Below are 24,389 nucleotides of genomic sequence, written 5' to 3'. Positions count from 1 at the left end.
GGTCTTCGGTGGGACGAGGTAACGCAGTCCCAGCCCCAGCTGAAGATCCCGTAGGACCAGAAAAGCTTCTATGAGAAACATCGCACGCAGAAAAAGTGGGTTTCTTTTTCAAGGAAGTGGTTTTCTTCCGAGGAAGCTGAAGCGTTGCCCACGGAAAGCGAAGTGTATTTTCCGAAACGGTCATGTTCAAACAACCAAGTTATGTCGCAGTATATCTATTTTCCGACGCATTGAATAACCTCAACATGTATAGTTGAACATGCAAAAAAGCCCTGCCAGGCAAAATACCTGATAGGACTTTTTTTTAATATAACTTAATTAGCTGCAACCTCTTCAATGATTGCCGTTACAAGCTCTGTTACTTTCACAAGTTCATCTACCGGAATTCGTTCATTGGTTGTATGAATCTCTTCATAGCCCACAGCAAGGTTTACAGTCGGTATCCCGTGCCCGGCAATAATATTAGCGTCACTCCCGCCGCCGCTTTTTAATAACTTGCTCTCTCTGCCAATTTTTTTAGCAGCACTTCTTGCAATCTCAACTACTTGATCACCGGCCTGGTGCTTAAATCCTGGATACATGACTTTGACCTCAACTTCAGCAGATCCTCCCATTTCTTCTGCAACAGTGATAAAAGTTTGTTTCATTTTTTTAACTTGTTCTTCCATTTTCTCTGGAACAAGCGATCTGGCTTCAGCTAAAATTTCTACATGATCCACAACAATATTTGTTTGTTTTCCCCCTTCAAACCGACCAATATTTGCAGTAGTGTCCTCATCAATTCGACCTAAAGGCATACGAGAAATGGCCTTAGAAGCAATCGTAATGGCAGAAACTCCTTTCTCAGGGGCAACTCCAGCATGGGCAGTTTTTCCTTTAATTACCGCAAATAACTTTGCTTGCGTAGGTGCAGCTACAATAATGTCTCCAACATCACCATTGCTATCTAAAGCATAACCATAATCAGCTTTGAGAAGAGAACGATCTAGAGCCTTAGCTCCAACTAAACCAGATTCTTCCCCAACGGTAATAATAAATTGTATATCGCCGTGCTCCACTTTATTTTCTCTTATCACTCGAATTGACTCTAAAATAGCAGCAAGTCCGGCTTTATCATCTGCACCTAAAATAGTTGTTCCATCAGATACAATATATCCGTCTTTAATTGAAGGTTGGATACTCTTTCCAGGAACTACCGTATCCATATGGGAAGTGAAATAAATACAGTCAGTATCTTCTTTATTTCCTTTTAGTAAACAGATAAGGTTACCGGCTCCATGGCCAGTTTTGGTAATACTCTCATCTTCATATACTTCTACATCTAAATCTTTCAATTTTTGTTTTAAAACTTTTGCTATTGAGGCTTCGTGTTTTGTTTCAGAATCCACCTTAACCAACTCAAAAAATTCATTAACTAATCTGTCTTTGTTTACTAATGTCATTCCAGTGCCTCCAGTGTACAACTTTTATAGTGGAATATTTCCGTGTTTCTTCATTGGTCTTTCTTCTTTTTTATTATAGAGCATTTCTAAAGCCTGAATCAATTTTATCCTTGTCTCTCTTGGATCGATGACGTCATCAACCATCCCCAAACCTGCAGCTACATAAGGATTTGCAAACTTCTCCCGATACATATCAATTTTTTCCTGTCTGGTACTTTCTGGATTCTCACTTTCAGCAATCTCTTTAGCAAAAATAATATTCGCTGCCCCATCAGGCCCCATTACAGCAATCTCTGCGTTTGGCCAAGCATAGACTAAATCAGCTCCTATTGATTTACTGTTTAATGCTACATAAGCTCCACCATATGCTTTTCTAGTTATTACAGTTATTTTGGGGACAGTTGCTTCTGAATAGGCATAAAGAATTTTAGCTCCATGGCGGATAATTCCCCCATGTTCCTGTTTCACACCAGGGAAGAAACCTGTAACATCCTCAAAAGTAACTAACGGAATATTGAATGAATCACAAAATCTAATAAATCTAGCTGCTTTATCACTTGAATCTATATCCAGTCCGCCAGCTAAATATTTAGGTTGATTGCAAACCAGGCCTACCGTTTCACCCTTAATTCTAGCAAATCCTACGACAATATTTTTTGCAAAATGCTTATGAATTTCAAAGAAGGTATTCTTATCGGCAACTTGTTCAATTACATTCTTCACGTCATACGGGCTCCTGGCATTAAATGGAACAATATCAGTTAGTTCCGGCCGCTCATCAGAATCTGTATTATCAACGGAGAGTTTTTCTGTTTTCACTTTATTATTCGCAGGTAAGAAAGAAATTAACTCTCGAACTGCATCCAAAGCTTCTTCTTCGTTTTTCGACTTAATATGGGCGTTGCCACTTTTTGCATTATGAATATGTGCCCCTCCTAAATCTTCCGAAGAAATCTTCTCACCAGTTACTGTTTCAATTACTTTTGGCCCGGTAATAAACATTTGCGACGTTTCTTCCACCATGATTACAAAGTCGGTAATTGCTGGTGAATAGACTGCTCCACCAGCGCTCGGTCCCATAATAACAGAGATTTGGGGAATTACACCGGAATAGATGGAATTTCGATAAAATACTTGTCCATATCCATCTAGTGATGACACCCCCTCTTGTATTCTAGCTCCCCCAGAATCATTCAAGCCGATGAAAGGAACACCATTTTTTGCAGCTAAATCCATTACAGCAGCAATTTTTTTGCCGTGCATCTCCCCTAAAGCTCCACCATAGACAGTAAAATCCTGGGCGAATAAATATACAGGTTTACCGGAGATTTTTCCATAACCTGTGACGACACCTTCCCCTTTAGCAGAATTACTGTTCATACCAAAATCAGAAACTCGGTGTTCAATAAAAGGGTTTAATTCAACGAAGCTGCCATCATCCAGAAGGTAATCAATTCTTTCCCTGGCCGTCATCTTTCCCTTTGCATGTTGCTTATCAATCTTTTCATCTCCGCCGCCTAGTTCCACTAATCTGCGTTTATCGTATAATTCATTAATCTTATCAAATATATCCATTAATCTTCACTCCTGCCTAAATGCTGACATAATTCAAATAATACCCCGTTGGCAGATTGAGGGTGGATAAAAGCGATTTCGCTATTATCAGCACCTTTTTTTGGTTCATCATTAATTAATTTTATATTTTCTGATTTATACTTTTTCAATCTTTTATTTATATCATCTACTTCCAGTGCTATGTGATGAATTCCTTCCCCTTTTTTATCAAGAAATCCTTGAATCGGCGAATTCTCATCTAAAGGCTCTAATAACTCAAAGCGTGACTCACCAATCTTTAAAAAGGCAACTTTAACACCTTCCGTTTCTACTTTCTCCACACCCTCCAAACTCAGTCCTAAAGCTCCTGTATAAAATGGTAGTGCATGATCAATATTCTTTACAGCTATACCTATATGAGCTATTTTCTTTGGCGGAATCATTTCTTTAGTTTTAGGATCAATTAATTCCTGAATGTAGTTTGCTAATGCTTCGGTTGATGAACCGCTTGTAAAGATATTTTTAACCCCCTTTTCCAATAAAAAAGGGATATCTTCACTCGGTATGACTCCTCCTCCGATTACCGGAATGTCTGCAGCATCTCGCTTACTCAATTCTTCTAACACTTTAGGAAATAAAGTATTATGAGCACCTGATAAGGATGATAAACCTATTACGTCTACATCTTCTTGTACAGCTGCTTGGGCAATCTGTGCAGGTGATTGGCGTAATCCTGTATAAATTACTTCCATACCGTGATCTCTTAACGCCTGAGATATTACTAATGCTCCTCGGTCATGACCGTCTAAACCCGGCTTTGCTACTAATACACGAATTTTCCCCAATTTACATCTCTCCTTTATGCCCCTGTATACTCACCAAATTCATCACGCAACACATTGCATATTTCACCAAGTGTTGCATATGCTTTTACAGCAGCCAAAATATAAGGTATTAAATTACTATTTTTATTTTTTGCACTTTCTCTTAATTCTGCGAGGGTTTTCAAAACTTCATCCTGGTTCCGTTGTTTTCGTATTTTTTCCAAGTTATTAACTTGCTCCTTCTCTAGTTTTTCATCTACTTTAAGAAGGTCAGGATTTACTTCCTCATCAAGTTGAAATTTATTCAGTCCAACAATTACTTCCTCTTCCTTTTCAATCTTTTTCTGAGTTTCGTAAGCGTTTTGATGTATTTCTCTTTGCATATATCCCTCTTCTACAGCTTGAACTGCCCCGCCTATTTCAGAAATTCGATCAAGATACTTGTTAACCTCTTTCTCTATTTGATCTGTCAGTTCCTCTACATAGTAAGAACCTCCCATAGGATCAATAGTATCCGCGACACCGCTTTCATTTGCTATTATTTGTTGTGTTCGTAAAGCAATTCTGGCAGAACTTTCTGTAGGTAGTGACAGTGCTTCATCACGGGAATTTGTATGTAAACTTTGCGTTCCTCCCATTACTGCTGCCAAAGCCTGTAATGTAACCCTAACAATGTTGTTATCCGGTTGCTGGGCTGTTAAGGTCGATCCGCCGGTTTGTGTATGAAAGCGCATTTTCCAGCTTTTTGAATTTTTAGCTTTGTAATGTTCTTTCATGATTTTAGCCCAAATTCTCCTAGCTGCACGAAACTTAGCTATTTCTTCAAAAAAGTTATTGTGTGCATTGAAGAAGAATGATAAACGTGATGCAAATGCATCGATATCCAATCCAGATTCCAACGCTGCATCTACATATGCCATTCCATTTGCTATCGTAAAAGCTACTTCTTGAACAGCGTTAGAACCAGCTTCCCTTATGTGATAACCTGAGATACTAATTGTATTGAATTTTGGCACATGTTCTTGACAATATTCGAATATATTTGTTATTAATCTCATTGAAGGTTTTGGTGGATAGATATAAGTCCCTCTCGCAATATATTCTTTTAAGATGTCGTTTTGAATCGTTCCCGTCAATTTATCTAGGGACACACCTTGTTTTTCCCCTACAGCAATATACATACATAACAATACAGACGCTGGGGCATTTATTGTCATAGAAGTACTTACTTTATCCAGAGGAATCTGGTCTAACAATTGTTCCATATCGTGAAGTGTATCAATTGCTACACCCACTTTTCCGACTTCTCCTTCAGACATAACATCGTCAGAATCATAACCAATTTGTGTAGGCAAGTCAAAGGCTACAGAAAGTCCGGTTTGCCCTTGGTCTAATAAATAACGAAATCGTTTATTTGTCTCTGTTGCGGAGCCAAAGCCAGCGTATTGTCTCATCGTCCAAAACCGGCTCCGGTACATTGTAGGCTGTATTCCTCTTGTGTAGGGATATTGCCCTGGATAACCCAATTTATGTATTTCTTCATTGCTTTCATCAGAATATAGTCGCTTTACTTCTGTATCAGAAGATGTTGTAAACTTCTCCTTCCTTTCAGGAAAGCGCTTTATTATAGACTCCACTTGATCTTCCCATTTAGCTTTATTGTTAGTTGATTCTTTCATATAAAAACCTCCATTCTTTTAAAACGTTTATTTATTTCTATAATTAGTACTTGTCCAATCTACAGTTTCACGATAGAATACAAATAGAATCAGGTACTAAAGGAGGACGAAACATGGCTGTAAAAAGAAAGTCAAAACGCGAACGCAGGGCTAAAGTTATTATTTACATTATGATTATTGCAATGGTTCTCTCTTCATTGACAGCTGGATTGTCGTTATTCATATAATAATACGGATCAAGATTTGAAGGACTGGAGTTTACTCCAGTCTCTTCTTTATTTTGGATCTTTTGCTTGAAACATCACTTGTTTTAAATTTCTTCTTTAATAACAAATATTGTTCAATTTCATGAAGTAAACGAAATAGATTTGCCCTTGTTTCAAATTCCTCTCTAGAAGTAGGTAAATCTTCATCATCAAAAGTTTTTCGTAATTCCTCCAGTTCCTCCAAATAAAGAATTGCTGTGTTACCTGGATGGACTGCATTTGATAAACCTTCAAAAAAGTTTGCTATCTTCTCTGATATGGAATATTGTTTCGGTAATTTAGTAACAAGAGGTAGCATGCGCTGTAATAATTCAAACTGTCTTTCTCGCATATTAAAATAATCCCTGAAAGGATGTCGATTTCGTAATAGATGATTCTCCTGGTCTCTTTCTACCAAGTCATGCGCTTCTTCTAGTAGTTCTTGTATTTTAGTAATTTCCTTACCGTCCCAGTCAATATTTTTATTTCTTATGTATTGAGCTATTTCAAACAATACTACTTGAAAGTTTTCTTCTAGCAGCATTTGTTTTTCAGTAAGCTTTTTATCTAAACTTGGCATATATAAATTCAGTAGTAAACCTATACCCACCCCAATAATAATAAGCAAAAACTGATCAACTAAAAAAGAAACGGACATATAAGAGGCACTATATAAATTTAATATAATTACAGAGCTTGTAGCGATACCTTGGGTAATGTTCAAATAAACAGTTGTGGGAATAAAAACCGCAAGCATCAGCCAACAACTAGTGGGTTGTAACCTATTGTTTCAAAAAATATAAATGAATATATTGTTGCGATAATACAAGCTGAAAAACGATTCCAGGCACTTAAAAAGGATTGTTTTCTTGATGGTTGAATACATAATATAGTTAATATTCCTGCAGATACGAAGTTGGTAACACCTAATAACTGAGCAACTGAAATAGCTAACGGAGTCCCAATTGCTGTTTTAATTGTGCGGTAGCCAATCTTCACAATGTTATTCCCCTTTTAAATAATCAAATGAATAAAATGAGACTGACCTAAGTAACATAGAGACAGCCTCATAATTATTATTTTACCATATAGATATGGACTAATAATAAACTTTAAGAAATATAATTATACTTCTTTACAATGATCATCAAAGATATTCTGCAGTTTTCCAATCACATCCATAGCGCTGAATCCTTCAATATCATGTCTTTCCAGCATAGTTACAATTTTACCATCATTTAAAAAGGCAAAAGACGGAGAAGAAGGAGGATATCCCTCGAAATGTTCACGTGCTCTTTCAGTAGCTTCACGATCTTGTCCAGCAAATACGGTAACAAGGTTATCTGGTCTTTTATCATAATGAATGGCGTTTGCTGCAGCTGGACGAGCCACACCACCGGCACAGCCACACACAGAGTTAATCATCACAAGAGTCGTGCCTTGTCTGCTAAGTGCCTGATCAACTTCTTCAGGTGTTTTCAATTCCTCATAACCAGCTTCTCTTATATCCTGTCGTGCAGCGTCCACTACATCATTCATAAATAAGTTGAAATCCATAGTAAGTACATCCCCTTCTTTCATAGTATTTGTAAAAACTAACATTAGCATATCAATTTTATTTACAGAATTCAATTCTAAGTAGTTGTACAAAGATTGTAGTAGATGAGTTCATCAAAGTGCTATGTCAGCAAATTTAGGTTTTATCTCAGCTAAAAAACTGTATAGATAATTAATGCTTAATTGTAATCTATACTTAATACGTGAAGTAGTGATGTCCTTCATCGCTTAGTATAAGCTGGTAGATGAATTCATATTTTCTAAAATTTCTTTAACGCGTGCTAAAAATTGTCCGCAAACCAATCCATCAAGGATTCGATGGTCTAATGATAATGAAAGGTTAACCATATCTCTTGCAGCAAACATGTCATTTACAATAACAGGTCGCTTTACTATAGATTCAACTTGAAGGATTGCTGCCTGAGGATGATTAATAACCCCCATGGAATGGATAGATCCAAATGATCCCGTATTATTCACAGTGAAGGTACCTCCTTGCATATCTGAAGAGGTAAGCTTATTTGAACGTGCTTTCATCGCTAGTTCGTATATGTCTCTAGCAATACCTTTTATGCTTTTCTCATCAGCATGTTTAATAACAGGTACAAATAATTCTTGATCCTTTGCTACGGCAATTGATAAATTAATGTCTTTCCGCTGAATAATCTTATCTTCTGCCCAAGTACTATTAAGTTGCGGATATTCTTTAAGAGCCTGAGCAACAGCTTTTACAAAGAAAGCAAAGAAAGTTAAACTGAAGCCTTCCTTCTGCTTAAAATCATTTTTTACTTTATTCCGGTAAGTCACTAAGTCTGTTACATCCACTTCAACCGTCATCCATGCATGTGGGATCTCCTGCTTTGAGCGTACCATATTTTGGGCGATCACTTTACGAACCCCGGTGACTGGAATTTCAATATCTCCTGCTGAAGATGATACTGACTGGTTTTGTTCTGACTTCATTTTACTTGGTTCAGTTTTAGATTGATTGACAGTAACTTCACTTGAAGTTGTGCTTTCTTGTGGAAGATTATTTGATTTAATTATCTTCTCTATATCTTTTCTCGTAATTCTTCCCTGCCTGCCACTTCCCTCTATTTGTGACAAATCAATATCGTTTTCCTGAGCCATACGAAGCACTGCGGGGGAATAGCGTTTTTTCATAGACCTATCAGTCTCGCTTTTTACTTCTTCACTAGCTTCATAATCGGCTTTCTCTGAAGTCTCTTCATTAGCTGCACCCGATTGACTTTCTTCCGTATCGATATAGCACATTAATTCTCCTACTTCTATTGTCTGTCCCTCATCTGCCACAAGCTCCTTAATTGTACCTGTGAACGAGGATGGAACTTCCGCATTCACTTTGTCAGTCATTACTTCAGCGATAGGATCATATTTGTTCACTTTATCTCCTGGAGCAACCAGCCAAGAACTAATGGTACCTTCCGTTACACTCTCACCTAATTGCGGCATGTTAATTTTTTCTTGGGCCATCCTACTTTCCTCCTTCTAGTAAATATGCAAAGTATGATTTTTTAAAATTCAGCTAGTTCTCGCATTGCTTTTTCTACTTTATCTGGATTAATCATAAAGAATTTTTCCATTGTTGGAGCGTATGGCATGGAAGGAACATCTGGTCCTGCTAAGCGGCTGATTGGCGCATCCAAGTCAAACAAGCAATTTTCTGCAATAATTGCTGCTACTTCTCCAATGATACTTCCTTCTTTATTATCTTCTGTAACCAATAGTACTTTACCAGTCTTTTTCGCAGCTTCAATAATTGCTGTCTTATCAAGTGGGTAGACAGTTCTAAGGTCCAAAATATGAGTGTCGATACCTTCTTCGGCAAGCTTTTCAGCAGCTGTAAAGCAAAGTGAACACTTAATCCATAAGTGATAACAGTAATATCGGTACCTTCCCGCTTAACATCAGCTTTTCCAATAGGCAATACATAATCTTCCTCAGGAACCTCTCCTTTAAGTAAACGATAGGCGCGTTTATGCTCAAAGAAAAGAACAGGGTCATTATCTCTTATAGCAGCTTTTAATAATCCTTTCGCATCATAAGGAGTTGATGGCATTACAATTTTCAAGCCTGGTTGATTCGCAAAAATTGCCTCAACAGATTGAGAATGGTACAATGCGCCATGTACTCCACCACCATAAGGAGCTCGAATTGTAATGGGCACATTCCAGTCATTATTTGAACGGTATCTAATTTTAGCTGCTTCTGAAATAATTTGATTTACGGCTGGCATAATAAAGTCTGCAAACTGCATTTCAGCAACAGGCCGCATACCATACATTGCTGCACCTATACCAACTCCTGCAATAGCCGATTCAGCAAGAGGAGTATCCAATACACGAGCTTCTCCAAATTCATCATATAATCCATCAGTTGCTCGGAAAACGCCACCTTTTTTACCTACATCCTCACCTAAGATAAATACTTTTTCATCACGTTTCATTTCTTCTTTTAATGCAGTAGTTACTGCTTGAATATAAGACATTACTGGCATTTTATTTTACTCCCTCCTTACTCTTCATAAACATATTTTAAAGCATCTTCCGGATCCGCATATGGAGCATTTTCAGCATAATCTGTAGCCTCATTAACAATTGAACCAATTTCTTGATTTAACTCTTTTTCAACTTCCTCCGTTAAAATACCTACTTCTTTAAGATAGGCTGCGAATGTTATGATGGAATCCTTTTGTTTAGCCTCTTCAACTTCATCACTTTCCCTGTATTGACGATCATCGTCATCACTTGAGTGTGCTGTTAAGCGGTAAGAAACTGCCTCAATCAGTGTCGGGCCTTCTCCATTAATTGCACGTTCTCTTGCATCTTTGACTGCTTCATACACAGCGAGTGGATCGTTTCCATCTACTGTGATGCCCGGCATACCATATCCTTGGGCCCTGTCAGAGACATTTTTACTTGCAATTTGCTTTTCAATAGGGACAGAAATTGCATATTTATTGTTTTCAACCATTGTAATGACAGGTAATTTATGTACACCTGCGAAGTTTAACCCTTCATGAAAATCACCTTGGTTGGATGATCCCTCTCCTAAAGTTACAAAAGAAACAAAGTCTTTTTTCTCCATTTTTGCAGCAAGTGCGACTCCAACTGCATGGGGAACCTGCGTAGTGACTGGCGAAGAACCAGTTAAAATCCTATTTTTCTTTTGACCAAAATGTCCTGGCATTTGTCTCCCGCCTGAATTCGGGTCCTCAGCCTTGGCAAATCCAGATAGCATTAATTCGGTAGCAGTCATTCCAAACGCAAGCACAACACCCATATCACGATAATATGGTGCAACATAATCTTTGTCTCTATCTAAAGCAAAGGAAGCCCCTACTTGTGCTGCTTCCTGTCCTTGACAGGATATGACAAACGGAATTTTCCCTGCTCGATTTAATAACCACATTCTTTCATCTAATTTTCTGGCCAGCAGCATAGTCTTAAACATTTCCAAAACTTGGTCATCAGATAAACCTAATGCTTCATGACGTTCCTTAGACATACATCTCACTCCTTTAGTTATCCGTGAATTTGTTTTCCTTCCACTGCCAAAGCAGCTTCTCCCATTATCTCTGAAAGAGTTGGGTGTGGGTGCACTGTATTTGCAATTTCCCATGGTGTAGCGTCCAATACTTTTGCCAAACCAGCTTCAGAAATCATATCTGTTACATGCGGTCCCACCATATGAACACCTAATAAATCTTCTGTTGTTTTATCGGCAATAACTTTTACAAATCCATCTGATTCACCATGAACAAGTGCTTTTCCAATAGCCTTAAAAGGGAATTTACCAACATTAATTTGAAAGCCTGCTTCTTTGGCTTGTTTCTCCGTTAGTCCAACACTTGCTGCTTCGGGATTAGAATAAATACAGGAAGGTATATTATTGTAATTAAGTGGTTGCGGTTTTTGGTCCGCCATATGTTCCACGGCTACAATACCTTCATGTGAAGCAACATGCGCCAGTTGCATTCCACCTATTACATCACCAATAGCGTAAATATGTGTTTCTTTTGTCTGATAATAATCATTTGTCTGTATGAAACCTTTATCAACTACAATGTCCGTATTCTCCAAACCAATATTCGTTGTATTAGCTTCACGTCCAACAGAAACAAGCATCTTGTCAGCGTTGAAATCTTTCTTTTCCCCATCAATTTCTGCCTCTATCGAAACCATATTATTAATTTCAAGTGTCTCCGGTAAGACTTTGGCACTTTTCACAAAGGTAATTCCCTTATTCTTTAACTGCTTTTCAACTTCCTTTGCAATCGCTTCATCCTCTGTAGGAAGAATATGTGGTAAATATTCAATTACTGTCACCTTTACACCAAAATCAGCTAGCATCGAAGCCCACTCAATTCCGATTACTCCGCCGCCTACAATAATTATGGAATTAGGCAACTCTTCCATCTGTAAAGCTTCATCAGAACTCATTACATATGTTCCGTCAAGAGTAAGTCCCGGTAAGGATTTAGGTTTTGACCCTGTAGCAATTAGCACATTTTTAGGAACAATCATTGTGTTTTCATCACCATTTGCATATTCAATGGAAATAGTCCCTGGCATTGGAGAAAAAATACTCGGACCCAATATCCGACCATACCCCTCAAAAACATCTATTTTACCCTTTTTCATTAGTCCTTGCACACCTTGATGCAAGTTGCTCACGATGCTTTCTTTTCTTTCTTGTACTTTAGAAAAATTTAAAGTTGTGTTTTCCGTATCTATACCAAATTCGCTAGCTTGCTTTGTCTGTCGATATACTTCCGCACTCCTAAGCAAAGCTTTTGAAGGTATACATCCACGGTGCAGGCAAGTTCCGCCTGACTTTTCTTTTTCTACAACGGCTACCTGCATTCCAATTTGTGCAGCCCGAATAGCAGCAACGTAGCCACCAGTTCCTCCACCTAAAATAACTAAATCATATTCCTTTGCCATACAACTACCACTCCTTCCTAATTAACTATGTGTATATATCTTTGGCTTTTCTTCTTCACGAAGTACACGAAGTACACCTTCATTTAAGGCGTTAAGTTCATTTTCACCAGGATATGTTAATGTATCAGCTATCCAACCAACTCTTTTTGTGATCATTTCTACAAATGTCCTTCCATATGCCAATCCGCCGGTTAACACAATTACGTCTACATTTCCTTCGAGGACAGTGCTCATAGAACCAATTTCTTTTGCGACTTGATATGCCATAGCCTCATATACTTTTAGTGAAAATTCATCTCCACTTTCAATTCTCTTTTCCACTTCTAAAGCGTCATTGGTGTTTAGATAAGCTACTAACCCACCCTTTCCAACAAGCTTTCCCATTATTTCGTCCCTATAGTAAACCCCTGAAAAACACATGGAAACAAGGTCCCCAGCAGGCACTGTTCCGGCTCTCTCAGGAGAAAATGGACCTTCTCCATGCAGGCCATTATTGACATCGATTACTTTTCCATTTTTGTGGGCCCCAACTGTGATCCCACCACCCATATGAGCTACAATTATATGAAGATCTTCATAGGAAGAACTTAAATCGGACGCAGCCCTTCGTGCAACTGCTTTCTGATTCAAAGCATGGAAAATACTTTTTCTAGGAATTTCAGGCACCCCTGAAAAACGTGCAATATCATCTAATTCATCAACAACAACCGGATCTACTATATAAGCATTTACGTTTAGTCCTGAAGCAATTTCATATGCGAGAATTCCTCCTAGATTGGAAGCATGTTCACCGTTATACCCAACCCTTAAATCGTGAAGCATCGCTTCATTAACTTGATATGTACCTCCTTCAATTGCTCTAAGCAAACCACCGCGCCCGCAAACAGAATTTAATTTTGATATATTGATACCTTCATAATCGAGCTGTTCCAATATAACTTGTTTTCTAAATTCAAATTGATCTACAACATGAGGGAAACGACTTAACTCCTCAACGTTATGACGAAGTGTCTTTTCAAAAATACAGTGCTCATTATTAAAAACGCCAATTTTAGTAGAGGTAGACCCAGGGTTAATGACAAGTATTCTGTACTGTGGTTTCAAATTATTTTCCCTCCGTTGAGAAAGTAAACAGCCCATTAGCGGACAATTTAGCCACTAATGGAACTGTTGCTCTACTAATAGCTATAGATTATCTTCTACTTAAAATATGGTGCCCATTTAATAGAAATTGGCTTCTCGAATTTCTTTCTGCTTCAATTCTTTCCTCAGCCATACGATCTGCAGCTAAATATGAAGGAATATGATCTCTTCGGGATATTTCAAATACTTTTTGTAAACTATCATAAATAGTTTCAACCTTTTTAAGTGCTCTCTCTTCATTGTATCCAACTAATTCATCAGCTACATTTATCACACCACCAGAATTAATTACATAGTCAGGAGCATATACAATTCCTTTTTCAAAAATAATATCTCCATGTTCTGATGATTTGAGTTGATTATTAGCAGATCCGGCAATTACTTTAGCTTTTATTCTTGGAATAGTATCATCATTTACTGTTGCGCCTAAAGCACAAGGAGCATAAATATCACAATCCACATCATAAATATCCTCAGGGTCAACCGCTGTTGCATTGAATGCTTCTACTGCACGCTCGACTGCTCCTTTGTTGATGTCTGTAACAATCAGTTTAGCGCCTTCTTTATGTAAGTACTCACATAAAGCATACGCTACGTTACCAACTCCCTGTACGGCAATTGTTTTCCCTTCAAGCGAATCATCGTTAAATGCCTCTTTAGCAGCAGCTTTCATTCCTTTATAAACACCGTATGCAGTAACTGGAGAAGGATTACCTGATGAACCTGCCTCTGCTGAGATACCTGTAACAAAGTCAGTTTCCATATGGATTAAGTCCATATCTTGTACAGTTGTTCCCACGTCTTCTGCAGTGATGTAGCGACCATTTAATCCCTGAATATAACGGCCGAATGCCCTAAACATTTCTGGATTTTTATCTTTCTTTGGATCACCAATAATTACTGTTTTTCCTCCACCTAAGTTAAGACCGGCTGCAGCATTCTTATAAGTCATTCCTTTCGCCAGTCTTAAAGCATCTTCAATCGCTTCTTCTTCTGAACTATAAGTCCACATTCTGGTACCTCCCAAAGCTGGACCTAATGTTGTATCGTGAATTGCGATGATTGCCTTTAATCCTGAGCTTTTATCCTGACAAAAAACCAACTGTTCATAATCATATTTCTCCATATAAGTAAAAATTTCCATTTTAATTCTCCTCCTCAAATGTTGTTGATGATAACAAAGCTAAAGCTAACGAATTTAACTTACTCTCCGCGGAATCAGCCCTTGATGTTAGTACAATCGGAGCCTTAGCACCACTAACTACAGCTGCCACTTTTGCCTCTGCAAAATATACAAAAGACTTATATAATGTATTTCCGACCTCAATGGATGGAACCATAAGAATATCCGCTCTACCAGCAACTTCTGATTGAATATTCTTATGGTTAGCAGCTTCAGATGAAACAGCATTATCAAATGCGAGTGGACCATCAACAGTACATCCTGTAATTTGTCCTCTGACTTGCATTTGGGTTAAGATTGCTGCGTCTATTGTAGACTGCATCTCTTCGTTTACAACTTCAACTGGTGCAAGAATGGCGACTCGAGGTCGTTGGTAACCAATTCCTCTTGCTACTTTAACTGCATTTTGTATAATTTGTGCTTTGACTTTTAAATCTGGTTCTATATTCATTGCTGCATCTGTAAGAAAAAATAAACGATCTTGGCCTGGTATCTCAAATAGAGCCACATGCGATAATACTTGTCCTGACCTAAGTCCGTATTCCTTATGCAGTACGGCTCTTAACAGAGATTTAGTTGCTATATTACCCTTCATTAAAATATCAGCTTTTCTATTATGAACCGCAGAAACAGCTACCCTCGCAATTTCACTTTCCCCTTTAACATCCTCAATATTTATATACCGAGGATCTAACTCTAAAGCAATATCACTTGCAGCTGAACGTATTTTCTCAGAATCACCAACTAATAAAAAGGTACAAAAATCTTGCTCAAGAGCATATTTAATTGCTAAAAGCACTTCCTGATCAGCAGGATTTGCCACGGATACTTTCTGCTTTCTTTTCGTTCTAACTTTTTGTTTGATTTCTTCTAATGTTTGCATCATACCCTCCTAGAGTCCCTAATAAAGATAATGCAAGAAACATGCCAACCCTAAATTCCTGTAAGCGCTTTAACCACCCATAATATTACTATGCATTTTCATGCGCGTTTGCAAAATTTTGCATGCTGCATTATTCAAGTTGATGCTTTTCTAATTTGTAGTATAAACTTCTTATTGAAATTTTTAATTCCTTAGCTGTTTTAGTTTTGTTAAAATTGTTCTTTTCAAATATTTTTGCAATATAACTTCTTTCATATCTTTCTACAGCCAGTTGTAAAGATTGTGCTTCAGTTAAATCATTCACAGTAGGCTGGTTTGATACTTTTGTTGTAACCCCTAGTTCGGGTAAATGCTCTAATTGAATAACTTCCTCATTAATATCCATATAAATCATTGCTCGACCTATCACATTCTCCAATTCCCTGATATTTCCCGGCCAATTATATTTTTTTAATTCCGTAAGTGCTTCATTTGATATAGATTTGACGTTTTTTCCATAATCCTGATTTGTCTTCACAATAATATGATGAACGAGTTCGGAGAGATCTGAGACCCTTTCTTGAAGACTGGGAATAAAAATTGGTAATCGATTTAACCGATAATACAAGTCTTCCCTAAAGGTCTTATTCATTATTGCTTTTTCCAAGTTAACATTTGTGGCTGTAATCACCCTGACATCCAACGTAATAGGATCAGTTCCTCCGACGCGCACAATTTCATTCTCCTGTAAGACTCGAAGAAGTTTTGCCTGCATATTTAACGATAATTCCCCTATTTCATCAAGAAATATACTTCCAAAATTAGCTTCCTCAAATAAACCTTTTTTCCCTCCGTGTTTTGCACCGGAAAAGGCTCCCTCTTCATAACCAAATAATTCACTTTCTAAAATAGATTCTGCAATTGCCGCACAGTTTACTCGAATAAACTTATTATGCTTCCGATCACTTTCATTGTGAATAGCATGCGCAAATAATTCTTTTCCAGTACCCGACTTTCCTCTCAAAAGAACAGTTGCAGGGGTCTTCGCTCCTACTTTTGCCTGCTCCAAAGCTAACCTCATCTCTGACGAACCACCTATAATATCATCAAAAGTGTATTTCGCTTCTAAGCTGCGAATAATCTGCCTTGCTCTTTTTAATTCACTTGTCAAAGAACGGACTTCCGTAACATCATGCAAGACCCCGACACTACCTTTAATTTTCCCGTCTACAATTATTGGAGCAACGTTCACATACACATCTTTGTTGGTTGGCCCAACCTTCATTCTTACACCTCTAACCGCTCTGCGGGTCTGTAGCACTTTCATATGCATACTCTCTCCTTCAGAGATGTCCACAGATGCAGGGGCACCGACGATATCTGATTCTTTTAGACCGGTAATTTTTGTATATGCAGGATTGATCATCAAGCCTAATCCGTTTTCATCAACGACACTAATTGCTTCATCAGAGGATTGAATTATAGCTTCAAGCATTGTCTTAATTTCCTTGAGATCCGTATTTTCTTCTGCCAAATTTACTACTTCTGTAATATCCTTGAATATAGCAAAAGCACCCTGTAAATTACCGTCAGCATTGATAATTGGAATTCTTGTAGTAATTATTTGCTTTCCGTTTTCCAATACTAATTTTTGATTGACTTCTTTTCTTTTATTACGTAGAATAATCGGAAGTCTCGAATTTTGGATTAATTCACGAATTTGCTTACCTTCAAACTCATCTTTGTGTAATCCTACAATTTCCTGAGCACTTCTATTCACAAAGTCCACTTTACCTGTATGATTTACAACAATCATGCCATCTCTTATATTATTTAGAATAAGGTTTTGGTTATCCATTTGCAGGCGGATTTCTTTTAGTAATTCTTCTTTTTCATTAAAAAGCTCCGCAATTATGTAAGCTACAGTACCTGGAATAACAACAGTCTTTCTACTCCTGGTTTCTATGATCTCATCAAGAACTTTATCGTCTCCTGTTGCTTCAATAATTATATCTATATCTTTGTCTACCCATTGTTTCCAGTCATTATCACAAGAGATATTAAATTTTCTAGCAAGACTTAACCCCTCTGCATGTATGTCTTTGTCTACTATTGCAACAATATGCATACGTTTGGTCGCGCGTAATATGTTTAAGAGCACACTGCCCCCTTTACCGGCCCCAACGATAAGTACTCGCTTCATCTCATCCCACCTTGCATTGTTTTGCATGTATTTATCATACGATACTCTGCATTTTTTAGCAAATAACCTTTCTTCCCAATTCCTACACATATTTGCTATACTAATAATAAGAAAATTTTTAAGGGGAAAAAAAATGAGTAGAACAATTGCTTTACTAGTGTTGCTAATCCCTGGTGTTATTGCGGCATTTGGAATTAAGTTAATGAGAGATTCCTTATTCGCTGACTTCTATCCGGTATTTTTCCATATAGGAATTCAGTTTTTTATAGGTTTAGTACTGTTCTTAGCAGGTATTGCATTCATTGGAGGTTTTATTGTACATAGAGACAGAAAGAAGGAAACTACAGCAAAGAAGAAGAATTAAAAGAATAGAGAAAAAAAGACGGCTACAGACCGTCTTTTTTTGTTATAGCCTCCTTTAATGCCTCCACAATCTATTTGCTCTGACCTTATTTGTTCTGTTAAAATTATAAAAAATTTTGTTATTATTAATAATAAAAAATATAGTTATCGGGAGGATTTTTGATGAAAGTTGTAAAGTTCGGCGGAAGCTCTGTGGCAAGTGCAGAACAGTTAATAAAAGTAGGAGATATTATTAAGGAGGATGATTCAAGAAAATTCATAGTAGTGTCTGCACCAGGTAAAAGAACAAAAGAGGATATAAAAATCACGGATTTACTAATTGAATTAGGAAACACTTATATACATAAAATGGATTATAAGAAAGTTAAACAAATTATTCTTCAACGTTTTAATGATATTATTGAAAATTTAGCTTTACAACTAAGTCTATTGGACGAAATTGAAGAATCCATTGATAAAGGACTGATCGACCTGGAACATAACCTTGAAAACATCGATTGTCTTAAAGCGATAGGAGAAGATAGTTCAGCAAAAATTTTAAGTGCATACCTTCAAAAACTTGGACTAAATGCACGTTATTTAAATCCTAAACAGGCTGGAATTATCGTAAGTAACGAGCCAGGTAACGCTCATATCCTTCCTGACAGTTATAAAAAAATTCAGACCCTGCGTGAGAAGGAAGGAATTATGGTTATACCTGGTTTCTTTGGTTACACAGAAGAAGATGAACTAATGACTTTTTCCCGGGGCGGTTCTGATATCACAGGTTCAATAATTGCAGCAGGGGTTAAGGCCAGCTTATACGAAAATTTTACTGATGTAGATTCAGTCTACAAAGTTAACCCTACAATTGTTGATAATCCGAAAGAAATTAGAACATTAACTTATAAAGAGATGCGAGAATTATCTTATGCTGGTTTTTCTGTATTTCATGACGAGGCACTTATCCCTGCCTTTAATGCTCAAATTCCGGTTTGCATTAAGAATACGAACAATCCTTCCAAACCTGGTACAATGATTGTCTCTGAGAAGAAACAAGATGAGAAGTGTGTTGTCGGGATTGCAAGTGACATAGGCTTTACCAGCATTTATATAAGTAAATATTTAATGAACCGAGAAGTTGGATTTGGACGAAAGTTATTTCAAATTCTAGAAGAAGAAGGCGTTTCTTTTGAACATGCTCCTTCTGGAATTGATGATATGTCCATAATTATAAGAGAAAGCAGATTAGGGAGCGACAAAGAAGAAATCATTTTAAAACGGTTTAAAGAAGAACTACAGCCTGATCAAGTTGATATCCACCGTGATCTAGCTATAGTAATGGTTGTAGGAGAAGGTTTAGTCAGTACAATTGGCGTTGCACAAAAAGCGACAACTGCTTTTGCAGAGGCAAACGTAAATATTGAAATGATTAACCAGGGATCCTCAGAGGTCTCTATGATGTTCGGAATTAAAAAGGAAGATTTAAGCAAGGCCGTTCGCTCATTATATTATCATTTTTTCGAATAATTAATTAAGAAAAGCGCAAGCGAACATTTAGCATTCAGATGGGACTAGAGAGATGCTTATTCTCACTCAGTCATCAATAATGCTAAGCAATCGCTTGCGCTTTATATAACTTAACTCGCTTTATGCTCCAAACGTAACCGATCTGCAACCATAGCAATAAATTCAGAATTAGTCGGTTTTGCTTTTGTAATACTAATTGTGTAGCCAAAAAGAGCAGATATCGAGTCAATATTCCCTCTACTCCAAGCTACCTCAATCGCATGGCGGATTGCACGCTCTACTCTTGATGCCGTAGTATTATACTTTTTAGCTATATCTGGGTATAAGACTTTTGTAATAGACCCCAATAACTCGATATCATTGTATACCATTGTAATTGCTTCTCTTAAATACATATACCCCTTAATATGCGCAGGAACTCCAATCTCATGAATTATATTTGTAATACTTGCTTCTAAATCCTGCTTCTTTTTCTCTCTTTTGTTTGACTGACGCATATTTGGTGATGAAAAAGAACCATTACCCTGTACTTGACGTATTTGATCTGCCAAATGATCCAAATCAAACGGTTTTAATATAAAATAAGAAGCACCTAAATCTACTGCCTTTTTCATCACTTCTTCCTGCCCAAATGCAGTTAACATGATAACATTCGGCTTGTTACCATCTTGGTTTCTAAGTGTATTAAGAACGGCAAGCCCATCAATGTGCGGCATTATGATATCTAATAAGAGAACATCTGGCTCCATCTCTTCTAACATAGATAAACGTTCTCTACCATTATGAGCAACTCCAATTACTTCTATATCGGATTGATCCTCGAAATACTCTTCCATCAATTTAACTAATTCCCTATTATCATCGACAAGACAAACTTTAACTTTTCCCACTAAAAAAATCCTCCTTTATGTAACAGTTATCTCTATTACTAATATTCTCCAAAAAATTAGAAATTCCTTCTTTTATTTAAAAAACTTTGACTTTTTTTGTTTTACATTCTTTTTCTCTATATTACTTCAACTTACTGCATCATTTGATAAATTTAGACAAATTTGTCGAAAAATATTTATTTAAATATAACACAAATACCATAATATGGCTATAAATAAAAAATGACTTGAAATGGAGCATCTCCATAACAAGTCATTTTTTTAACCAGCTTTATTTTTACTTTGTTTCTTAACATCTATACCTGCGTCCTGTAACATCCATTCAATATGGACTCCATAACCAGAGGTCGGATCATTTACAAATACATGTGTAACTGCACCTATAATTTTTCCGTTTTGTATAATTGGACTTCCACTCATTCCTTGAACAATACCTCCAGTTTTTTTGAGTAATTCTTCATCGGTTATCTTGATTACCATCCCTTTTGTTGCAGGAAATTTTTGCGGCACTGAACTGACAATCTCCACATCAAATTCTTCTACTTTTTCATCCTTCACAACAGTTCGGATTGTGGCAGGACCCTCTTTGACTTCATGTGATAAAGCAACAGGCAGTGGCTTGCCTTTTAAGTTGTTTATACTATTTGCATTCAATTTACCAAAAATACCAAAAGGGCTATTTTTAGTTATAGAACCAATTTTATTTTCTTTAATAGAGAATGTCGCTTGTTTTTCACCAGGTACACCATTATTTCCTTTTTCAATTGAAGTAACCGAAGAGTGTACAATTGTTCCATCATTAATTTGTATTGGTTTCTTCGTATCCATATCCGATATAACATGACCTAGCGCTCCATATTTTTTTGATTTTGTATCATAAAAAGTCATTGTTCCAATCCCTGCAGCCGTATCTCTTATATATAAACCCAGCTTGTATTCTTGGTCATTCTTATCCATTACTGGCTGCAATTTTTTCTCAAGTATCTCGTCTCCTCTTTTTAACCTAATATTTAGAGGGGTTTTATTTTTTGCAGCCTTACTTACAAATGGCTTTACTTCTTTCATTTCTTTTATAGGCTCCCCATCGATCTCCAAAATAACATCACCAACCATAATATCTGCTTCTTCTCCAGGCGATACAGATCCATTCTTAATAGTAACTAAGTGGTGTCCTACTACAAGTACTCCTTTAGTCTGAAGTTGAACACCTATAGAATGCCCACCTGGTATCACTCGTAAATCATCAAGTACGGACATATCCACTTTTTTTATCGGCATTCCGGCAAGCTCATAAATAATTTCACTTCCACCAGGACTTTTAGCGTAAAAGGATGAGCCATCTATTGACTGCACACTTTTTTCAGAGGTATTACTTACTTGAATACTCTCTCCTAAAGTAGGGATTTGCACTTGGCTATTATGAAAAATTTCCAGCTCATTCGGAATGGAGAGGTAATTTTGTACAGGTGTTAGAAATGGAATAATTAACGCGGCAGTGAGAAGTAATATGCCTGTTAACATTCTTATATTTGTTTTTAAGAAATTCAACTGTGTCACTCTCCTCTTCCTAACCTATGCTTTATTTCTTCTGTGTCTTTAATTTGACCTAACAGCCATGTAAATAAACTGGTTAATGATAAGCAAAGATGTGTATCTTTTCCTTTTAAACGGTCAGCTATTTTATGTATATATGTATGTGGGCTCTTATCGTTTTTAAACAAACAAAAAAGCCAGATATTCTATTTTCTGGCTTCTTACATAAATTTATCCGTATTTTTTTGCTCTTTATAATGATTTGCTAATTCAAGCATCTCTTTTCCATGTTCTTTTGCAGTCTCGGTTAACTTAGTGCCGGTTATCATTCTGCTAAGTTCATCAATTTGTTCCTCAATTGTAAGCTCCGAGACAGATGTGAAAGTGCGCTGGTTTTTTTCAAGTTTTTTAATAAATTTGTGGGTATCTGCCATCGATGCTACCTGTGGTAAGTGTGTAATACACAGTACTTGCGAAGCTTGTGATATTTGATATATTTTTTCAGCAATGGCTTGTGCAACCCTGCCACTAACTCCTGTATCCACTTCATCAAAAATAACACTTGTAACACCTTGGTGTCTGGAAAAAATCTTTTTAAGAACAAGCATTATTCTGGAAAGCTCTCCACCGGAAGCAATTTTGTTCAATTCTTTAAGCGGTTCACCTGTATTTGTTGAAATTAAAAACCGTATTTGATCGAAACCATTTTTATGAAGAGGAAGCTTTTCTTCATTATAACCATCAACCTCTCCAAACGAAATCGCAAATGAGGCTTTTTCTAAATATAATCCTTTTAATTCTTTATGAATATTTGCAGTTAGAGAATTGGCTGCTTTTTTTCGTAAATCATGTAATTGTCTTGCTTCTAAATATGCATCTTTTTCTAATTCCTTTATTTCCTCATCCAACTTAGACAAGTGTGAATCTTTGTTAGTTATTTCTTCGATTTCCTCTTCTACTTTTCCCATATATTCCAGAATTTCATTTACCGTAGCACCATATTTCTTTTTCAATCGGCTGATTTCGTTTAATCTACCCTCAAGTTCATTCAACCTGCTTGGGGAGTATTGTTGCATTTCTGTATAATTCCGTAGTTCATAAGTTAATTCCTCTAAAGCATAATAGTGATTAGAGATTGCTTCAGCTTTTTCTTCAATAAATTTATCATATGTAGCAGCAGATTGTAGCGCCACCTGAGCTTTATTAACCCATTCCAGCCCTCGTTGCTCTCCATACAAAGCATTGTAGCCATCCTGTAAAGCTTGATAAATACGTTCATAATTAACCAAGGAATCTCTTTCTTCTTCCAATTTCTGATCTTCATCAGGGGCTAGATCTGCTTGTTCAATTTCCTTAAGTTGGAATTGAAGAAGATCTAACCGATGGGCCATTTCCTGTTCATTTTCACTTAATTTCTTATAGCGGTTTTTGAGGGATAAAAGTTTATTAAAAAGTTCTCGATATTCTTGTTTAGTTTTTCTAATTTGACCTGCATCATACATATCAAGTAAGTCGATATGATGTTCAGGATTCATAAGCGACTGCGTTTCATGCTGACTGTGAATATCAATTAGTGTCTTTCCAAACTCCCTCAATATTGCAAGTGTAACTAATTTACTATTTACCCTGCATATACTCTTCCCGTTGGCAGTAATAGTGCGTTGTAACACAATCTGCTTATCAGATATTTCTATACCATATTCTTTTCCTACTTTATAAATGGGATGGGTGTCAGAATCAATAATGAATAAGCCTTCAATCTCCGCTTTCTTAGTTCCATGTCTTACAAATTCGACAGATCCTCTGCCGCCAGCCAATAACTGCACTGCATCAATAATAATGGATTTCCCAGCACCAGTCTCACCAGTTAGAACTGTTAGTCCTTCATTAAACGTTATAGATATATCTTCAATAATCGCGAAGTCATGAATAGATAGTTCTGTTAACAATTTAATAATCACCCCAAACAAGACATTAGTTAAAGCATATCAATAAATCGTTCTTTAATAACTTCTGCTTTTTCTTCCGTCCTACAAATAATAAGACAGGTATCATCCCCACAAATGGTGCCCATAATTTCTTTCCAATCCAAATTATCAATTAATGCTCCCACTGCTTGGGCATTACCAGGTAAAGTCTTTAAAATTATAAAGTGGCTTGCATGCTCTATTTTTACAAATGCGTCATTAATTAACCGTTTTAATTTTTCTAATGGATTGAATCGTTGGTCAGCAGGAAGACTGTATTTATAGCTGCCGTTTGTGGATGGTACTTTTACAAGATGAAGTTCTTTGATATCACGTGAGACGGTAGCTTGAGTTACATTGAATCCAAGATCTTTTAAATCAGATACTAGCTCATCCTGTGTTTCAACTTCGTTTTCTGTAATTAATTCTCGAATTTTAATATGACGTTGTAGTTTACTCATTTAACAC

The 24,389-nt window shown here is 36.8% G+C and carries 20 protein-coding genes and 2 pseudogenes; 3 read left to right on the top strand and 19 right to left on the bottom strand.

The window, feature by feature from the left end; all coding sequences use genetic code 11:
- The 5 genes from JCM12304_RS19700 to JCM12304_RS02510 form a co-directional block, all read right to left on the bottom strand.
- Window positions 1-184: hypothetical protein (locus JCM12304_RS19700; protein WP_218185767.1), on the bottom strand; the 184-nt coding region annotated here is incomplete at its 3' end.
- Between the two features lie 130 nt (window positions 185-314).
- A complete protein-coding gene (locus JCM12304_RS02525; protein ID WP_019378299.1) occupies window positions 315-1,442 on the bottom strand; it encodes a M20/M25/M40 family metallo-hydrolase in 1,128 nt (375 codons plus the stop codon).
- Between the two features lie 24 nt (window positions 1,443-1,466).
- The gene (locus JCM12304_RS02520) at window positions 1,467-3,017 is read right to left on the bottom strand and encodes an acyl-CoA carboxylase subunit beta (protein WP_060678441.1); all 1,551 of its coding nucleotides are present in this window, start codon (window positions 3,015-3,017) and stop codon (window positions 1,467-1,469) included.
- Window positions 3,017-3,841 carry a methylmalonyl-CoA epimerase gene (gene mce, locus JCM12304_RS02515; RefSeq protein WP_019378297.1) on the bottom strand — a complete coding sequence of 275 codons (825 nt, stop codon included), beginning with the start codon at window positions 3,839-3,841 and terminating at the stop codon, window positions 3,017-3,019. The genes JCM12304_RS02520 and mce overlap by 1 nt, the downstream gene beginning before the upstream one ends.
- A gap of 14 nt (window positions 3,842-3,855) precedes the next feature.
- Window positions 3,856-5,499 carry an acyl-CoA mutase large subunit family protein gene (locus JCM12304_RS02510; protein WP_060678440.1) on the bottom strand — a complete coding sequence of 548 codons (1,644 nt, stop codon included), beginning with the start codon at window positions 5,497-5,499 and terminating at the stop codon, window positions 3,856-3,858.
- 113 nt (window positions 5,500-5,612) lie between these two features.
- On the opposite strand from JCM12304_RS02510, the gene prli42 reads away from it, so the two are divergent.
- The gene (prli42, locus tag JCM12304_RS19240; protein ID WP_019378295.1) at window positions 5,613-5,726 is read left to right on the top strand and encodes a stressosome-associated protein Prli42; all 114 of its coding nucleotides are present in this window, start codon (window positions 5,613-5,615) and stop codon (window positions 5,724-5,726) included.
- A gap of 31 nt (window positions 5,727-5,757) precedes the next feature.
- On the opposite strand, the pseudogene JCM12304_RS02505 reads toward prli42, so the two are convergent.
- From JCM12304_RS02505 to JCM12304_RS02460, 10 genes and pseudogenes are all read right to left on the bottom strand, one after another.
- Window positions 5,758-6,743 (bottom strand): annotated as a pseudogene (locus JCM12304_RS02505) (aromatic acid exporter family protein).
- Between the two features lie 126 nt (window positions 6,744-6,869).
- The gene (locus JCM12304_RS02500; RefSeq protein WP_060678439.1) at window positions 6,870-7,301 is read right to left on the bottom strand and encodes a BrxA/BrxB family bacilliredoxin; all 432 of its coding nucleotides are present in this window, start codon (window positions 7,299-7,301) and stop codon (window positions 6,870-6,872) included.
- Window positions 7,302-7,529: 228 nt separating this feature from the next.
- Window positions 7,530-8,795 carry a dihydrolipoamide acetyltransferase family protein gene (locus tag JCM12304_RS02495; protein ID WP_060678438.1) on the bottom strand — a complete coding sequence of 422 codons (1,266 nt, stop codon included), beginning with the start codon at window positions 8,793-8,795 and terminating at the stop codon, window positions 7,530-7,532.
- Between the two features lie 41 nt (window positions 8,796-8,836).
- Window positions 8,837-9,819: pseudogene (locus JCM12304_RS02490) on the bottom strand (alpha-ketoacid dehydrogenase subunit beta).
- A gap of 17 nt (window positions 9,820-9,836) precedes the next feature.
- Complete coding sequence (locus tag JCM12304_RS02485; protein ID WP_060678437.1) at window positions 9,837-10,829, bottom strand: thiamine pyrophosphate-dependent dehydrogenase E1 component subunit alpha; 993 nt, start codon at window positions 10,827-10,829, stop codon at window positions 9,837-9,839.
- Between the two features lie 17 nt (window positions 10,830-10,846).
- The gene (lpdA, locus tag JCM12304_RS02480; protein WP_060678436.1) at window positions 10,847-12,268 is read right to left on the bottom strand and encodes a dihydrolipoyl dehydrogenase; all 1,422 of its coding nucleotides are present in this window, start codon (window positions 12,266-12,268) and stop codon (window positions 10,847-10,849) included.
- 21 nt (window positions 12,269-12,289) lie between these two features.
- A complete protein-coding gene (buk, locus tag JCM12304_RS02475; RefSeq protein ID WP_060678435.1) occupies window positions 12,290-13,408 on the bottom strand; it encodes a butyrate kinase in 1,119 nt (372 codons plus the stop codon).
- A 52-nt stretch (window positions 13,409-13,460) separates the two neighbouring features.
- Window positions 13,461-14,555, bottom strand: a complete 1,095-nt coding sequence (bcd, locus tag JCM12304_RS02470; protein ID WP_019378287.1) for a branched-chain amino acid dehydrogenase — start codon at window positions 14,553-14,555, stop codon at window positions 13,461-13,463.
- 1 nt (window position 14,556) lies between these two features.
- Window positions 14,557-15,477, bottom strand: a complete 921-nt coding sequence (yqiS, locus tag JCM12304_RS02465) for a phosphate butyryltransferase (protein ID WP_060678434.1) — start codon at window positions 15,475-15,477, stop codon at window positions 14,557-14,559.
- Window positions 15,478-15,607: 130 nt separating this feature from the next.
- A complete protein-coding gene (locus JCM12304_RS02460; protein WP_060678433.1) occupies window positions 15,608-17,659 on the bottom strand; it encodes a sigma 54-interacting transcriptional regulator in 2,052 nt (683 codons plus the stop codon).
- Between the two features lie 133 nt (window positions 17,660-17,792).
- On the opposite strand from JCM12304_RS02460, the gene JCM12304_RS02455 reads away from it, so the two are divergent.
- A complete protein-coding gene (locus tag JCM12304_RS02455; RefSeq protein WP_019378284.1) occupies window positions 17,793-18,023 on the top strand; it encodes a DUF2627 domain-containing protein in 231 nt (76 codons plus the stop codon).
- 161 nt (window positions 18,024-18,184) lie between these two features.
- Window positions 18,185-19,531, top strand: a complete 1,347-nt coding sequence (locus JCM12304_RS02450) for an aspartate kinase (protein ID WP_060678432.1) — start codon at window positions 18,185-18,187, stop codon at window positions 19,529-19,531.
- 110 nt (window positions 19,532-19,641) lie between these two features.
- Here JCM12304_RS02450 and spo0A read toward each other — a convergent pair whose 3' ends face one another.
- The 4 genes from spo0A to ahrC all read right to left on the bottom strand — a co-directional run bounded on the left by spo0A (window position 19,642) and on the right by ahrC (window position 24,382).
- Window positions 19,642-20,421 (bottom strand): sporulation transcription factor Spo0A, encoded by a 780-nt coding sequence (gene spo0A / locus JCM12304_RS02445; RefSeq protein WP_060678431.1) that lies wholly within the window; start codon window positions 20,419-20,421, stop codon window positions 19,642-19,644.
- Window positions 20,422-20,682: 261 nt separating this feature from the next.
- Window positions 20,683-21,942 (bottom strand): SpoIVB peptidase, encoded by a 1,260-nt coding sequence (spoIVB, locus tag JCM12304_RS02440; protein ID WP_060678447.1) that lies wholly within the window; start codon window positions 21,940-21,942, stop codon window positions 20,683-20,685.
- Window positions 21,943-22,175: 233 nt separating this feature from the next.
- Window positions 22,176-23,903: a DNA repair protein RecN gene (gene recN, locus JCM12304_RS02435; RefSeq protein WP_060678430.1), complete on the bottom strand. Its 1,728-nt coding sequence runs from the start codon at window positions 23,901-23,903 to the stop codon at window positions 22,176-22,178.
- Window positions 23,904-23,932: 29 nt separating this feature from the next.
- Window positions 23,933-24,382, bottom strand: coding sequence for a transcriptional regulator AhrC/ArgR (ahrC, locus tag JCM12304_RS02430; protein WP_019378278.1), 450 nt, complete (start codon window positions 24,380-24,382; stop codon window positions 23,933-23,935).
- Window positions 24,383-24,389: the final 7 nt, after the last annotated feature.

The organism is Virgibacillus halodenitrificans JCM 12304 (assembly GCF_001310895.1).
Lineage (GTDB): Bacteria > Bacillota > Bacilli > Bacillales > Amphibacillaceae > Virgibacillus_Q > Virgibacillus_Q halodenitrificans.
This window is presented reverse-complemented; position numbering and strand designations above follow the sequence as displayed.